This window comes from Nodosilinea nodulosa PCC 7104, from assembly GCF_000309385.1.
In the GTDB taxonomy this organism is placed as follows: domain Bacteria; phylum Cyanobacteriota; class Cyanobacteriia; order Phormidesmidales; family Phormidesmidaceae; genus Nodosilinea; species Nodosilinea nodulosa.
On the sequence record NZ_JH976537.1, the window covers coordinates 3743567 to 3758195 of the forward strand.

General features: G+C 60.2%; 12 protein-coding genes. 6 read left to right on the forward strand and 6 right to left on the reverse strand.

The genetic code is table 11. From position 1 onward, the window contains the following. Nucleotides 1-75 precede the first annotated feature (75 nt). Both LEPTO7104_RS0117295 and LEPTO7104_RS0117300 read left to right on the forward strand, forming a co-directional pair. Nucleotides 76-384 carry a hypothetical protein gene (locus tag LEPTO7104_RS0117295; RefSeq protein ID WP_017299839.1) on the forward strand — a complete coding sequence of 103 codons (309 nt, stop codon included), beginning with the start codon at nucleotides 76-78 and terminating at the stop codon, nucleotides 382-384. Between the two features lie 24 nt (nucleotides 385-408). Further along, nucleotides 409-612, forward strand: a complete 204-nt coding sequence (locus LEPTO7104_RS0117300; protein WP_017299840.1) for a hypothetical protein — start codon at nucleotides 409-411, stop codon at nucleotides 610-612. Between the two features lie 105 nt (nucleotides 613-717). Here LEPTO7104_RS0117300 and ftsH read toward each other — a convergent pair whose 3' ends face one another. The 6 genes from ftsH to LEPTO7104_RS42395 form a co-directional block, all read right to left on the reverse strand. Further along, nucleotides 718-2586: an ATP-dependent zinc metalloprotease FtsH gene (ftsH, locus tag LEPTO7104_RS0117305; protein ID WP_026072804.1), complete on the reverse strand. Its 1869-nt coding sequence runs from the start codon at nucleotides 2584-2586 to the stop codon at nucleotides 718-720. Between the two features lie 153 nt (nucleotides 2587-2739). Then, nucleotides 2740-3030 (reverse strand): YkvA family protein, encoded by a 291-nt coding sequence (locus LEPTO7104_RS0117310; RefSeq protein WP_017299842.1) that lies wholly within the window; start codon nucleotides 3028-3030, stop codon nucleotides 2740-2742. 196 nt (nucleotides 3031-3226) lie between these two features. Beyond that, nucleotides 3227-4627 carry an aldehyde dehydrogenase family protein gene (locus LEPTO7104_RS0117315; RefSeq protein ID WP_017299843.1) on the reverse strand — a complete coding sequence of 467 codons (1401 nt, stop codon included), beginning with the start codon at nucleotides 4625-4627 and terminating at the stop codon, nucleotides 3227-3229. Between the two features lie 327 nt (nucleotides 4628-4954). Continuing rightward, nucleotides 4955-6139 carry an iron-containing alcohol dehydrogenase gene (locus tag LEPTO7104_RS0117320; protein WP_017299844.1) on the reverse strand — a complete coding sequence of 395 codons (1185 nt, stop codon included), beginning with the start codon at nucleotides 6137-6139 and terminating at the stop codon, nucleotides 4955-4957. A 351-nt stretch (nucleotides 6140-6490) separates the two neighbouring features. After that, on the reverse strand, nucleotides 6491-7816 hold the full coding sequence (glnT, locus tag LEPTO7104_RS0117325; protein ID WP_017299845.1) for a type III glutamate--ammonia ligase: 1326 nt from the start codon (nucleotides 7814-7816) through the stop codon (nucleotides 6491-6493). Between the two features lie 23 nt (nucleotides 7817-7839). Beyond that, nucleotides 7840-7968, reverse strand: coding sequence for a hypothetical protein (locus LEPTO7104_RS42395; protein WP_017299846.1), 129 nt, complete (start codon nucleotides 7966-7968; stop codon nucleotides 7840-7842). A 294-nt stretch (nucleotides 7969-8262) separates the two neighbouring features. Here LEPTO7104_RS42395 and LEPTO7104_RS34315 point away from each other — a divergent pair, with 294 nt between their 5' ends. From LEPTO7104_RS34315 to LEPTO7104_RS37105, 4 genes are all read left to right on the forward strand, one after another. Further along, nucleotides 8263-8991 (forward strand): type 1 glutamine amidotransferase, encoded by a 729-nt coding sequence (locus tag LEPTO7104_RS34315; protein WP_017299847.1) that lies wholly within the window; start codon nucleotides 8263-8265, stop codon nucleotides 8989-8991. A 105-nt stretch (nucleotides 8992-9096) separates the two neighbouring features. Then, the gene (gene glnT, locus LEPTO7104_RS0117340) at nucleotides 9097-10461 is read left to right on the forward strand and encodes a type III glutamate--ammonia ligase (RefSeq protein ID WP_017299848.1); all 1365 of its coding nucleotides are present in this window, start codon (nucleotides 9097-9099) and stop codon (nucleotides 10459-10461) included. Between the two features lie 223 nt (nucleotides 10462-10684). Then, on the forward strand, nucleotides 10685-11443 hold the full coding sequence (locus tag LEPTO7104_RS0117345; protein WP_225887006.1) for a FecR family protein: 759 nt from the start codon (nucleotides 10685-10687) through the stop codon (nucleotides 11441-11443). Continuing rightward, entirely contained in the window at nucleotides 11424-14546 is a 3123-nt protein-coding gene (locus LEPTO7104_RS37105; RefSeq protein WP_017299850.1) for an EAL domain-containing protein, read from the forward strand. Before LEPTO7104_RS0117345 ends, LEPTO7104_RS37105 begins: the two co-directional genes overlap by 20 nt. The last annotated feature ends 83 nt before the right edge of the window (nucleotides 14547-14629 follow it).

Genomic DNA, 14629 nt, shown 5'->3' on the forward strand with positions numbered 1-14629 from the left:
CGCAGCTGCGCCTCTACCTAAGGCGGGAACCATAGCTTTAAAGGCTTACTTCACGACTTACTCTGGCGATTCTCCATGCTCTCTGACGAACAGCGTGCCAAACTTGAGGAAGGCATCACCCAAAATGCCAGACACATTTTTCGCCAGGCTCCAGGTCACTTTTCTGAAGATACTCCTGCTACGCGTCAGCTCATAATTGAAACAGCTCTTAACCCGCTTTTTTACCAAGGGCAAGACAAGTACAAGACTCAGTGGTACAGCCAAACCTTGGATACGGGAAGTCAGGTCTGGGTTCAAGTCAGAAACGGCAAAATTCGCAATGCTGGCATTAACCTAACGGCAAGACCTTGGAGACTTGATACCGGGTTTGCGGGCTTATCATAGTAAAACTACTCACAATGTAACCCCATGGGAAACTTAACCGAGCGGCAAGCGTTTGACGCCATGGTGCTCTTTCTAGAGCAGGTTTATGAACGTACCGAGTCCGATGATATTGCGGGTCTGTTATCTGACTTAATATTTGCTGCCGACAATCAAACCGCTGACCCTGCCGCCTGGCAAGACTGGTTGGCGTGCCTTCAGAGGGTTACGCCGGTTCACCTTTCTCAGTAAACCCTTGCGAAAACCATTTTTTTAGCTGCAAATGATTGAAGATTGTCCCAGCTTCACAATCTGCTGAGGCAATCTTCGTCAACTGTCGACCACTCAGTTACCCCCTTAGGCCACCGATTGGGGTTCCTGCACCTGCTTGAGCTGTTCGCGCAGGGGTGCGCCTTCGATCACCTCAGTCTCTAGCAGCTGCTGGGCCAGGGTTTCGAGCAGCTCGCGGTTCTGCTTAAGAATGCCCAGGGCGCGCTGGTGGCCCTCTTCGACCAGGGCTTTGACCTCTTCGTCGATCGCCTTGGCGGTCTCTTCGCTGATTGGGCGGCGGGCGTTGGGCATGCCGTTCTCAAGGAAGGCGTTGCGCTGGGCGCGATCGTAGGCCAATGGTCCTAAAACCTGGCTCATGCCGTAGGTGGTGACCATCTGCTCTGCCAGGTCGGTGGCCCGCTGCAAGTCGTTAGACGCCCCGGTAGTGATGCTGCCGAAGATGATTTCTTCCGCCGATCGCCCCCCCAGCAGGGTAGCAATTTGGCCCTTTAGCTCGGTCTCATCCCTGAGGAACCGATCTTCAGTGGGCAGTTGCAGGGTGTAGCCCAGGGCGGCCATGCCGCGCGGCACGATGGAGATTTTTTCGACCTCGTCGGTGCCGGGCATCATGGCCCCGACCAGAGCGTGGCCGACTTCGTGGTAGGCAACGATTTTCTTTTCCTTGTCGTTGAGCACGCGACTCTTTTTCTCCAGGCCGGCGACCACGCGCTCGATTGCCTCGCCAAAGTCTTCTTGCTCAACCACGGTGCTATTGCGGCGGGCGGCCAGCAGGGCGGCCTCGTTGACCAGGTTGGCCAGATCGGCTCCGGCAAAGCCTGGGGTGCGGGTAGCGGTCTGGCGCAGATCGACGGTGTCGGCCAGCTTCACATCCTTGGCGTGGATTTTGAGAATGGCTTCACGGCCTTTGACATCGGGGCGATCGACCAGCACCTGGCGATCGAAGCGACCGGGGCGCAGCAGGGCGGGGTCGAGGGTTTCGGGGCGGTTGGTGGCGGCCAGCACGATTACCGTGGTATCGCTGGCGTCGAAACCATCCATTTCGGTCAGCAGCTGGTTGAGGGTTTGCTCGCGCTCGTCGTTGCCACCGTAGAAACCGTTGCTAGAGCGCGACTTGCCGATCGCATCCAGTTCGTCAATGAAAATGATGCAGGGCGACTGTTTCTTGGCCTGATCAAACAGGTCGCGCACGCGGGAAGAGCCGACCCCAACAAACATTTCCACGAATTCTGAACCCGAGATGCTGAAGAAGGGCACCCCCGCCTCGCCCGCGACGGCCTTGGCCATAAGGGTCTTGCCTGTTCCCGGTGGGCCAACCAGCAGCACGCCCTTGGGAATTTTGGCCCCCAGATCGGTGAAGCGCTTGGGGGTTTTGAGGAAATCGACCACCTCTACCAGTTCGGTTTTGGCCTCTTCGACCCCGGCCACATCGTCAAAGGTGACTTTGCCCGTGTCCCCCTCCACATAGACCTTGGCCTTGCTTTTGCCGATGGAGAGTGCGCCCTGGGGGCCACCGCTACCGCGAGCTATAAAGAATCGCCAGACCCCGATAAAGATCAGCGGCGGAATCACCCAGCTCAGCAGGCTGCCAAACCACTGGCCCTTGGGCGGCGGCACGGCGGCAAACTCAACCCCGTTGTCTTCGAGCAGCTGGGGCAGCTGTAGGTCAAAGATCGGCGTCGTGCTGTAGACATCGCCCGGTTCGCCCGTGGTGGGATCTTTGATCTGGTAGCGAATTTCGTTTTGCCCTACCGAGGCCCGCATTACCTCTTGCTCTTGGATGCGGTGGATGAACATGCTGTAGGGTTCGCGGGAGGTCTGGTTGCCAAAGACGCCGGAGAACACAATGTTGAGTAGCAAGAGGCCGGTTGCGGCCCAGAGGACGATGTTGGCGATCTGGCGCGATCGCGGCGGCTGAGGATCTTTTTTAACAGGCATAGCAATTTTGGATTGGCGATTTTGGATTTTTGAATTTTGGCGGGGCGATCGCCCAAACAGAAAGGGGATCAACCGTAGGGTGGGCTAGGCCATCCCAGTCTTGGCGATGGGCGATAACTTTAAGAGCTGTAACCCACCCCTAAAAAATCTCATCTAGTTAAAATCTACATCTACAGTGGTTTTGGTGGCATCAGGAGCATCGGACCGCAGCCCAGACTGCTTTTTGTTGGTCAGCCCCGACAGCACGATCTGCGACATGGCGGCAATAAAGATCGAGGCTACCGCCGCGTCATCGATCCAGCCGAGGATGGGGATGAAGTCGGGGGAAATGTCGATGGGGCTGAGCAGGTACAGCAGGGTGGCACCAGCCAGCAGCCAGCGGTACTTGGGGTGCTCAAGGGTGCGCTTATACCAGTCGTAGAAGGCTTGAACGGAGGAGTTCATGGGGGGCCGTTGAATGCGATGGCTTTATGGTGCCACGGAACCCCTGGTTTACCCCTTGGTGGATTGCCGCCCGATGGTAGGGGCGAGGGCCGAACCCTGGCAATTTGGGATTTTGGATTTGCGATTTTGGATTGATCGTCAGACCTTAATCAGACTTAGCCCTTTGCAACCCGCCTCGAAAATCCAAAATCTGAAATCATCCTGCTCGCAAATGCCAGGCCCTTGGCTGCAAAAACGTATAGAGTCCTGCCAGCGATAGGGTTGTGCCCAGGCCTGAGTGGCCGCGACCGCTCCAGGGCAGGCGGGGGCTGACGCGATCGCAGCAGTTCCAGTACGCACTCCCAGTCTTGAGCTGGCTGAGGATTCCTACAGCCCGCTCCCGATCGGTCCCATATACCGCCGCCGTTAGCCCGTAGGGCGTATCTTGCATCAGCGCGATCGCTTCGCCGTCGCTGGCCACTCGCTGAATGCCGATCACCGGGCCAAAGCTCTCCTCCTGCATCACCGTCATCGTGTGGTTGACCTCGGTGAGCACCGTGGGGGCAAAGTACCAGCCGCGGCGATCCACCCGCTGCCCGCCACAGTGCAGGGTGGCTCCCTTGGCGATCGCATCCGCCACTTGGTCAGCCAAAATATCTAGCTGAGGTTTGCGACTCACCGGGCCGAGGTAAGTGGCTGGATCGGTCGGATCGCCTAGATTGAAGCCTTCCACGGTTTCCATAAAGACGTCTAGGAACTCCTCATAGACATCGGTATGGACATAGATGCGCTCCACCGCACAGCAGCTCTGACCGTTGTTGTAGAAGGCTCCATCCGCCAAACCCGCCGCCGCCACCGCCACATTTGCGGCAGCGCCCACATAGGCCGGATCTTTGCCGCCCAGCTCCAGCTGGGTGCGAATGAGTTTTGGCGCTGCCGCCACCGCAATCTTTTGACCCGTAGCGTAGGAACCCGTGAAAAAGATGCCGTCGATGGGCTGCTCTAGCAGAGCTGCTCCGGTCAGGCCAGCGCCGACCACCGGAATGAAGATGTCTTGGGGAATGCCGGACTCGTGGAGGAGAGAGGCGATCGCATCCCCAGTCAACGCCGCCAGCTCCGATGGCTTGTACAGCACTGCATTGCCCATCAGCAGCGCCGGAATAAACACATTCCCCCCGACAAAATAGGGATAGTTCCAGGCCGAAATATTCGCCACCACCCCCAGCGGATCGTAGCCAATCACCTCCTCCAGCATCCCCATGCCCGGCAGCGCCGCCGCTGGCTCCGAGTAAACGCGCTCCGGGGCGAGAACTTTAGCCGCATTCTCGACGAAAAAATCAATCCGCACTGGCACCGCCAAAATCTCGTTGCGAGCCTGGGTGATGGGCTTGCCCGTCTCCGACGTCAGCAGCGCCGCCAGCGTATCGACCTGCTCCACCAGCAATTCCCGAAACCGCAGAATAGACTTGACGCGATCGCCCAAAGGCAACGCCGCCCACCCTGGCTGCGCCCGCCGTGCCCTGGCATACTTTTCCGCTACCGCCGCCCCATCATCGGCCGGTATCTCTTGAATCAGCGCTTCGGTAGCCGGGTTAATGATGGAAAGAACGTCAGCCATGGTGATAGGAAGTTCTAAAAGTGGTAGGTAAGGCCAATTAATGGATCTGTTTTCGTCTGGAGCAGCTGGTGGGCAGAGCCCACCCTAGGGCGCCTCAGGTCAATTGCAGAGCAGGACAGATAACTTCGCAAAACAGAGGTTTAAACCGATGATCGATCACTCCTTTCCGTGAGGTCCAGGACGACGGAACGTCCTGGACGAAGGGGGCTGGGGGCTGCGAAATGCCCCCAGCAGCAGATTTGGCTTTGTTCAAAGACTTTCTCAACAGCGGTTGGTTATGGCGCAAGACAATGGTGCATCGCTGCGCGGATGCACCCTACGGGATCTCTAAAATGCATCTTGGTAAATGGCATAAAAATCCTCCTCAGCCACCGGACGAGGATTCAGCGGATGACACCCATCCCTAATCGCCACCGCCACCAGCGGATCAAGACCATCGGATTTCACCCCCAAATCGCCCAGCGAAGCCGGAATGCCAATCGCCTCCGACAACGCCACAATCCAATCCACAAACTCCTGCCCATCCGTCGCCCCCGGCTGCACCACCCGCGCCATCCGCAAAAACCGCTCCGGCTCCGCCGACAGGTTAAACCGCATCGCCGCCGGCAGCATAATGCCGTTCGCCAACCCGTGGTGGGTGTCGTACACCGTCGATAGCGCGTGGGCACAGGAGTGGGTGACGCCCAGGCCTTTTTGGAAGGCGATCGCCCCCATCATCGAGGCATTCAGCATTCCTCCCCGCGCCGCCAAGTGAGCCGCCGCCGTCACCTCATCAAAGCTTTCTCCTGTGCCAAGGCGCTGAGCAAAGTCCACACAAGCCTTCAGATTCTTGGCCACCAGATGAATACCCTCCAGGGCAATACCATCGCAGAGTGGGTTAAAGCCCTTGGCCAAAAACGCCTCGATCAGGTGCGTTAGCGCGTCCATGCCCGTAGCGGCGGTAATTTTGGCCGGTAGCCCCAGCAATAACTCGGGGTCGGCCAGCACCACCTGGGGCAGCAGCTGCGGGTCGAACATGATTTTCTTGGCGTGGGTCTCATCGTCGGAGATCACCGCACTGCGGCCCACTTCGCTGCCGGTGCCTGCCGTGGTGGGCAGGGCCACGATGGGCGGAATCGGCTGATCGATGGGGCGGGTGCTGTTGCCGTCTTCGTAGTCGAAGAGGTGGCCGGGGTGGTTGGCCATCAGAGCGATCGCCTTGGCTACATCCATCGGCGCACCGCCGCCCACTGCCACAATGCCGTCGGCTTGGTGGGCTTTCCAGGCCTCTACTCCGGCATTGACTTGGGAGACAACGGGGTTGCCCCAAACGCCGCTAAAGGTGGCGGAGTCAAAGGCAATGAGAGATTCTTCTAATGCTGGGAACCAGGGCAGTTGGGCAACATCTTTATCGGTGACGATGAGAACGCGCTGAATGCCCAGGGTGGTAAGTTCGGCGGTGAGTTCGTGGCGTGCCCCTGGCCCAAAGCGAATGCGGGTGGGGAAGTTGTAGGTGTGAATAGTAGAAGCCATAGCAGATTTACGTCCTTAAAACGAGGAACCGTAGGGTGCATCCGCGCAGCGATGCACCATTGTCTTGCGCCATAACCAACCGCTGCTGAGAAAGTCTATTAACAAAGCCAGGCCTGCCGCTGGGGGGATTTCGGTCCCCCCAGACCCCTACGAGAAGGACGTTCCGCCGTCCTTCACCTCACGGAAAGGACTTACCGATCATCGGTTTAAACTTCTGTTCTGCGAATGCGCCTGTTCTTCTCTGCGATCAATCTGGGACAGCCGTAACGATCAATCTGGGACAGCCGTAGGGTGGGCACTGCCCACCATTTACCTAGTGGGGGCGAATGCCATTCGCCTTCACCAACCCCCTTAAATATTCACGTACTGGTTCATTTCCCAATCCGTGATTTGGGCGTTGAAGGCGTCCCATTCCTTGGCTTTCATCTCTAGGAAGGTTTTCGCGCCGAGTTCGCCCATCATCTCCATCAGGAGCGAGTCTTGCTTGAGGGCTTCCACGGCTTCGTAGAGGTTTTTGGGCAGGGTTTGCAGGTTGGGGAATTCGTCGCCGCGGGCGAAGAGGTTTTCGTCGATGCGATCGCCGGGGTCGGTCTGGTGTTTAATGCCGTCGAGGCCCGCTGCGAGAATACCAGCGGTGGCCAGGTAGAGGTTGACGGCTCCGTCGATCATGCGGCACTCGAAGCGGCCCGTGTCGGGAATGCGGATCAGGTGGGAGCGATTGTTGCCGCCGTAGGAGATATAGCGCGGGCTCCAGGTGCTGCCGGAGGCGGTGCTGCTGGCCCCCAATCGGCGGTAGGAGTTGACCGTGGGCGCGCAGAGGGCGGCCAGACCTTTGCCGTGGGCCATTACCCCGCCAAGGAAGTTGTAGCCGAGGGGCGACAGGCCGCCCGCGTCGGCTCCCTCGGCAAAGGCGTTGCTGCCGCCCTGCCACAGGCTGTTGTGCACATGGCCGCCGTTGCCGGTGATGTGGCTAAAGGGTTTGGGCATAAAGGTGGCGATAAAGCCGCGCTGCTCGGCCAGGGTTTTGACCATGTATTTGAAGAACACGTGGCGATCGCACGTTGTCTTCGCATCGCTGTAGGTCCAGTTCAGCTCAAACTGGCCGTTGGCGTCTTCGTGGTCGCACTGGTAGGGCTCCCAGCCCAGGTCTTCCATGTAGGTGACCACCGTGGAGATCAGGTCAAACTGGCGCATCAGGTTGAGCTGGTCATAGCAGGGGCGCTCGGCAGTGTCCTTGGGGTCGGCGATCGCGTAGCCCGTCTCGGTCTTTCTCAGCAAAAAGAACTCCGCCTCGACCCCGGTTTTGAGGCTGTAGCCCAGCGCCGCCGCCTGATCGATCGTCTGGTTAAGCATCATCCGGGGCGCGGCGGTGAAAGGCTTCCCTTCGTAGTACACATCGCTGGTCACCCAGCCCACCGTCGGCTCCCAGGGCAGCTGAATCAGCGAGTCGGGGTCGGGCACCGCCGCAATTTCCGCCGCCTCTGGCCCCAGCCCCAGATTCGACGCAAAGGAGCAGAAAAACGCGCCGTCTCTCTCCACCGGGGCAATCTGAGCCGCAGGCACCAGCTTGGCCCTGGTGCCCCCCAGCAGATCGGTATAAGACACTAAGAAAAACTTGATGCCGAGGGCCTTGGCCTTTTCCGCCAGACTCTGGGTTTGGGCTAACGTGCCGACCATAAAACGACTCCGAGAATTTTAGCCTAGTAAAACAGGCTGACGAAGGGGCTTTTGTAGCTGTAGATACGAGGGGAGGTGGGCAGATACGGGAGTAGGCGGGCCTGAATCGGCGCGGCAATCTGCTCGGCCAGAGTAGTTGCGGCGATATCCAAAGCACATCGCCCCGAGTCTCAAAAGGTCAAATTCCGGTGGTGAATGCGATGCGTCCGCCTCAACCCGGGCCAGCCAGGCAGGATTGAGCTATGGGTAGGACAAACGTCACAGTTTGAGCAAATTGTTTGCCAATCTAGAAAAATTCTGGGATAACTTGATATAACAAGTTTGCCTCGGTCTCCCCTCGGTCTTCTAGGACGCGTCCACACCAGGCTGTATCGTTACGGCTGAACGAGACTGCCCCCAAGCGCGGAGCTAAAGCCTGGGACTTACACTTACGGATACTTTGGCCCATGGATATTCTGGTTGTTCAACATGTTGAGGCAGATCCGGTCGGCATCCTGGGCCGATACCTGGAAGTGAAGGGAGCCTGGCTACACACCTGGCTGGTGCCCCAGCGCTCGACTCCGCCCCAGGGGCACTACGACGGTTTGATTGTGCTGGGCGGCCCCATGAACGCCTGCGAAGACGAGAAGTTCCCCCACCTGGGGCGGGTGATGGAGCTAATTTGCGAGTTTCACCGTCAGGACAAACCCGTGCTGGGCATCTGCCTGGGGGCACAGCTGATTGCCCGCGCCTTTGGCAGTCGGGTCTACCAAAATGAGCGGCCAGAACTGGGTTTCACGCCGCTGTTTCCGGTGGCGGGGGCGGCAGAGCCCTGGCTACAGGACTACCCGGCGGGTATGCCGATGATGCAGTGGCACTTCGACACCTTTGATCTGCCCGCCGGAGCGGAGCTGCTGCTCACCAATGCAGTCTGCCAAAACCAGGCCTTTCGCGTGGGGTCTAACACCTACGGTTTGCAGTTCCATCCCGAAGTTACGCCCGAGATTGTCATGAGCTGGATGGCCTTCAAAACTGAGTGGATTGAGGCCAACTACCCCCATCTGTTTCAAGAACTGCGAGAGCAGCTGGTGTCGCACTGGGTGCAGTCGGCTCAGTTTACCGAAAAGCTGGCCAATGCCTGGTACGACCAGGTGGTGGCCTCGGCCCAGACGGCGGCGCTGCTGCGCCAGGGGTAACCGGGGTTTGCAGGCAAGCTGCTGTAATCTCTGACGGCTGCTTGTCGAAGCCTAACTCGCTCCCGACTGCCGGGGAGAACCGTGTCGTTTTGAGGTTTGCAGGCTATGGCGTATCCCAATGTTGAACCCCTTTCCCCAGAGCTTCAGGCGCTTTTGCACAGCCTGGAGCAGCAGGGGGTAAAGTATGCCCTGGCCAGCTTTGTGGATATTCACGGCATGGCCAAGGGCAAGGTGGTGCCGCTGAGCCACTTCGATCGCATGATGCAGGGTTCTGAGCTATTTACCGGCGCGGCCCTCGACGGCGTGCCTCAAGAGATCAACGACGACGAAGTGGGCACCATGCCCGACCCCGCCAGCGCCACGGTGCTGCCCTGGAACCCAGAGGTGGTCTGGTTCGCCAGCGATTTGCACCTGGGGGGACAGCCCTTTGAGGCCTGCTGCCGCACCATTCTAAAACGAGGCCTGGAGCAGGCGGCGGCCATGGGCTATCGGTTCAACCTGGGCATTGAAACCGAGTTCTTTATTCTGAAGGACACCGAGGATGGGTTTGGGCCAGTGAGCGATCGCGACACCCTGCCCAAGGCCGCCTACGCGGTGCCCACCCTGCTGGATAACTACAAGATCCTCGACGCCATTGTCAGCGCCATGAACGGCCTGGGTTGGGATGTGTATTCCTTTGACCACGAAGACGCCCAGGGCCAGTTTGAGACCGACTTTGCCTACTGCGACGCCCTGACCATGGCCGATCGCCTCACCTTCTTTCGGCTGATGGTGAAGGAACTGGCGCGGGAGCAGGGCTACTTCGCCAGCTTTATGCCCAAGCCCTACGCTAACCAGACCGGCAGCGGCGCCCACTACAACATGTCGCTGGCGGATCTGGAGACCGGCAAAAACCTGTTCGAAGACCCCAGCGACCCCTGCGGACTCTCGAAACTGGGCTACCAGTTTATTGCCGGGGTGCTGCGGCACGCCAAGGCGATCGTGGCGGTCACCTGCCCTACGGTGAACAGCTACAAGCGACTGGTGCGCCAGGGCAGCATGTCGGGCTTTACCTGGGCACCCGTCTACATCTGCTACGGCAACAATAACCGCACCAACATGGTGCGCATTCCCATGGGCGGGGGCCGAGTCGAGTGCCGCGCCGCCGACATTTCCACCAACCTCTACCTGGGGGCGGCGATGGTTTTGGCCGCCGGGCTGGAGGGCATTGCCGAGGGGCTAGATCCCGGCCCGCCCCACACCGAAAATATGTATACCTACTCCCTAGCCGAGCTGGCGGCCATGGGTGTTGATACCCTGCCCCGCACCCTCAGCGAGGCGGTGGAGGCCTTTGCCGCCGACCCCCTGAGTGAGGCGGTGATGGGGCCACTGATGTATAAAACCTACGTTGACTTCAAGACCCAGGAGTGGGAAGAGTACCACAGCCACGTCTCTGACTGGGAGATGCGGCGCTACCTGAAGTTTTTCTAGTGATGTGGGCGGCTGAGATGGCCGTCAAGCCTCAAGAATTACTGCGTGGGCCAACTTATATAAGCTGTATAAATGCAGATCATGGTAAAAAATACACATGATCAATCATTTACCACAGCCGATGGCCTATCCTCCACAGAATCGTCACCGAAAGTCCCGGCGCTGGGTTCTGAGTTTTGTCAGTATTATCGCGGTTGTATCAGTATCTTTTGCCGCCTGGTCTTTGCCCGTACGGGTGGAGCGGGGGCTGTCGGTGCGCCAGATTCAGGGGGAGGTAACTGTGCTGCGGCCCGGGGGTGCAGCCCCCGCCGCGATCGGCAACAGCCTCACTGCGGTGGGCGATGGATTGCGTACGGGGGCGCGATCTTCGGCGGTCTTAGCGGTCGATACCGACGTGGGCTTCTTAGATGTTTCGGAGCGCACCGAGCTGCGCATTAGCGCCCTGGAAATGGCCTCCGATGGAGGCCGTATCACCCATCTCGATGTGTCCCAGGGGCAGGTGCGTACGCGGCTGCGCCACTTTACCCACGAGGGATCTGAGTTTGAGATTCAAACCCCTGGCGGCATCAGCGGGGTGCGAGGAACCGAATTTGGCGTCAGCGTGCAGGGAGATGGCAAGACCGGCATTGCCACCCTCACCGGGGCGGTAGACACCACCGCCGCCGGCCAGACCGTGGGCGTACCGGCAGGGTTTCAAAACCTGATGCGCCCCGGTGAACCCCCCACCCAGCCAGTGCCTCTGCGAGATGACCCCGGCCTGGAGTACGAGCGACAGGTGGTGTTGGAAAACAACACTCGCTACGTCATTCTGACTGGTCGAGTGGACCCCGTAAATACGGTCTTTGTGGATAGTGTTCCTCAAATTGTCGATCGCCAGGGGGAGTTTCGCCTCAAGCGCCTGGCGACGGCCCGGCTCCGCGTCGAGGTTTTGGTTATAACGCCCCTTGGCCGCCAGGAAGTCCATGCGATTTACCTTCTCTAGCCTGTTTCGGCGAGGGTTAGAACCGCTACTGTTGTTGGGCATTGCCGGTTTGCTGGTGATGAGCGCCAGCGAGCTGGGGCTGCTGCTGCCCCTGGTACAGGCAGAGTATCAGCTGCGCTTTCGCCTGCGGGGGCCGCGTCCCTGGGCCAACCAGCTGGTGCTAATTGCCGTTGACGACCCTAGCCTGGATACCCTGGGGGCGTTTCCCTGGCCGCGCCGCCGCTACGCTGAGCTGCTGCAACGGTTGCAGGATGCGCCGCCTCGGGTGGTGGTGTTTGACCTGCTCTTTAGCGACCCCAGCCCCGACGACGGCCTGTTTGCTGAAGCGATCGCCGCTCATCCCGCCGTTGTTTTGGCCTCCGCCTGGGATCGCAACGGGCAGCCCCTGCGGCCGACGCCCCCCCTGGCGGCGGCGGCCCTGGCCAGCGGCCACATTTTGCAGCATCACCAGGGGGGCTATATCCACAGCGTTGAGCCGATGATGGGCGGCCAACCGGCCCTGGCGGTGGCGACGGCAGAGGCCCTCAGCCTGACCCAGCAGGCGATGCCCTTGCCGCCGCTCGATCGCCCCCTGTGGGTCAACTGGCCTGGCTCAACCGCCGATTTGCCCACCTACTCCTTTGCCGATGTGCTGGCGGGGCGGGTGCCGTCCCAGGCCTTTGAGGGCAAGGTGGTGCTGATTGGGGCCACGGCCCTGGGCCTCGATGACTGGGTGACGCCCTTTAATGCCGATCCCCCTGCCAGTGGCGTGTATTTGCACGGGGCGCTCATTGACAATCTGCTGCACCAGAGCTGGCTCAGGCCGGTCTCGGGAGGCTGGGCCGGGGCGTTGGCTCTGGCCCTGGGCCTGGTGGTCGTGCTCCAGGGCCAGGGCCAAAACGAAGCCTCACCTCCGGTGGATTCTCGCCGAATGCGCCTGTCGCTGGGTCAGCAGGGCGCGCTGGTGGGCGGGCTGCTGGTGGGCTGGTGGGGTCTGGCCCTGGCGCTGTTCGGCGCCAACTTCTGGCTGCCGGTGGTGGGGCCAGAGCTGCTGCTGGCGGCGGCGGGGGGCATCGGCATGGGCCAGCAGATGCTGCGCCAAAATCGCTGGCTGCGTCAGATTACGGCGGGTTTGCGCCACCGCCACGGCCCGGCCCTGGTGCTGCCCAGGGCCAATGCCACCCAGTCGGCGGTGGCGCGGGAGAGGCCGCCCGCCGAGCCCGACGCGGGGCCGGATATTCCGGCCGAGTTGGGGGCCGAGTTGGCAGCTGACCTCTTTGCAGGCGGCCCTTCGGGGGTGGCTCAACTGGTCGAACTGACTCAGCTACTGGGGCGATCGCAGGCGATTCAGGCCGCCATTGCCCGCAGCTTACCCCTGGGCCTGGTGGCGGCGGCAGCGGATGGCAGCGTGTGGTTTGCCAACCCCCTGGCCGCCGAATGGCTGGGTTTGGCGGCGGGGGATAATCTCAATACCAGCGCCCTGGCCGCCTGGTTTGACGGGGAAACCTGGGCGCAGCTGTGGCAGGTGGTGATTGGCGGGCAGCCGGTGCCCTCCCAGGTGAGGCAGCGGGGCGATCCACCCCAGCACCGCTGGTACGAACTGCGCCTAGAGCCCCTGGCCGCCGACGCCAACATCCCCGCCGACTGGCCCCGAGGGGCAATCGTGCTGATCGAAGACATCACCTACCGCCAGCACATGGAAACAGAACTGCGGCGACTGAACGACGGCCTAGAAGAACAGGTCCAGGCGCGCACCCGGCAGCTAGAGCACCTCAACCGATCGCTGCACGAGCAGATTGCCGAGCGGCAGCAGGCCCAAAACCAGCTGGCCTACGAAGCCCTGCACGATGCCCTGACCGGACTGCCCAATCGCCGCCAGTTTCTCAACCACCTCAGCGCCCAGTTTGGTCAACCCGATGGAGAACTGTTTGCGGTACTGTTCTTAGACTGCGATCGCTTTAAGCTCATCAACGACTCCTTCGGCCACTGGATCGGGGATGAGCTGCTGAAGCGGGTGGCCGCCATCGTGCAGGATTGCGTGCGCCCTACCGATGTAGTGGCCCGCTTTGGCGGCGACGAATTTACCATTCTGCTGACCACCCTCGACCAGGTAGACGACGCGATCGCCGTCGCCCAGCGCATTCGCCAGCAGTTTGCCCAACCGCTGGCCATTCAAGAGCACCAGCTGTTTACCAACACCAGCATTGGCATTGTCCTGGGCGGTTCCCAGTATCGCCATCCCGACGAGCTGCTGCGCGATGCCGACACTGCCATGTACCAGGCCAAAATCAACGGTCTTGGCTACGCCCTCTTTGAACGCGGTATGCACCTGGACGTGCGGCGATCTTTGCAGATTGAAACCTCCCTGCGACTGGCCTTAGACCGGCAAGAGTTTCAGCTCCACTACCAGCCGATCATCAACCTGGCTAGCCAGCAGCTGATCGGCTGTGAAGCGCTGCTGCGCTGGCTGCACCCAGACCGGGGGCTGCTTTTGCCCAGCGAGTTTTTGACCATTGCCGAAGATTCTGGGCTGATGGTGCCCATCGGCAGCTGGGTGCTGCAAGAGGCCTGTAGCCAGATGCAGCGCTGGCGCCGCCGCAGCCTAATTGTCGAGGATGCGGTGGTGAGCGTTAACCTATCGGCCACGCAGTTTTTACAGCCCAATTTGGTCTCAATCATTGATGACATTTTGGTTGACAGCGGCTTGCCCCCCGCCAACCTCAAGCTCGAAATTACCGAAACCGTCGTGATGGAAAACCCTGACCAGGCCGTGCAGATGATTCAATCGCTGCGCGATCGCGGCATCCGCCTCAGCATCGATGACTTTGGCACCGGCTACTCATCGCTGGGCTACCTGCAACAGCTGCCCGTCGATATTCTCAAAATCGATCGCAGCTTCATCGTCAATATTCACCAAAGCTCGCAGCAGTACGGCATTGTCGAAGCGATCATTCGCCTCGCTACCCACCTCAACATTCAGGTCATTGCCGAGGGTATTGAGCATTTTCCCCAGCTGCGATCGCTCAATCAGCTGGGCTGCGAATACGGCCAGGGGCACCTGTTTTCTCGCCCGCTCAGCGTGAGCCAGTTTAGCCAGTACCTGCGGCGCGGGACAGAGGAATAGGGGCCTAGCATGCTAAGCCCCTATGGCGTGCCTGATTGTGAACTGGGGTTTCCCAAATCGGATTTCGTGGATAGCAGCCGACG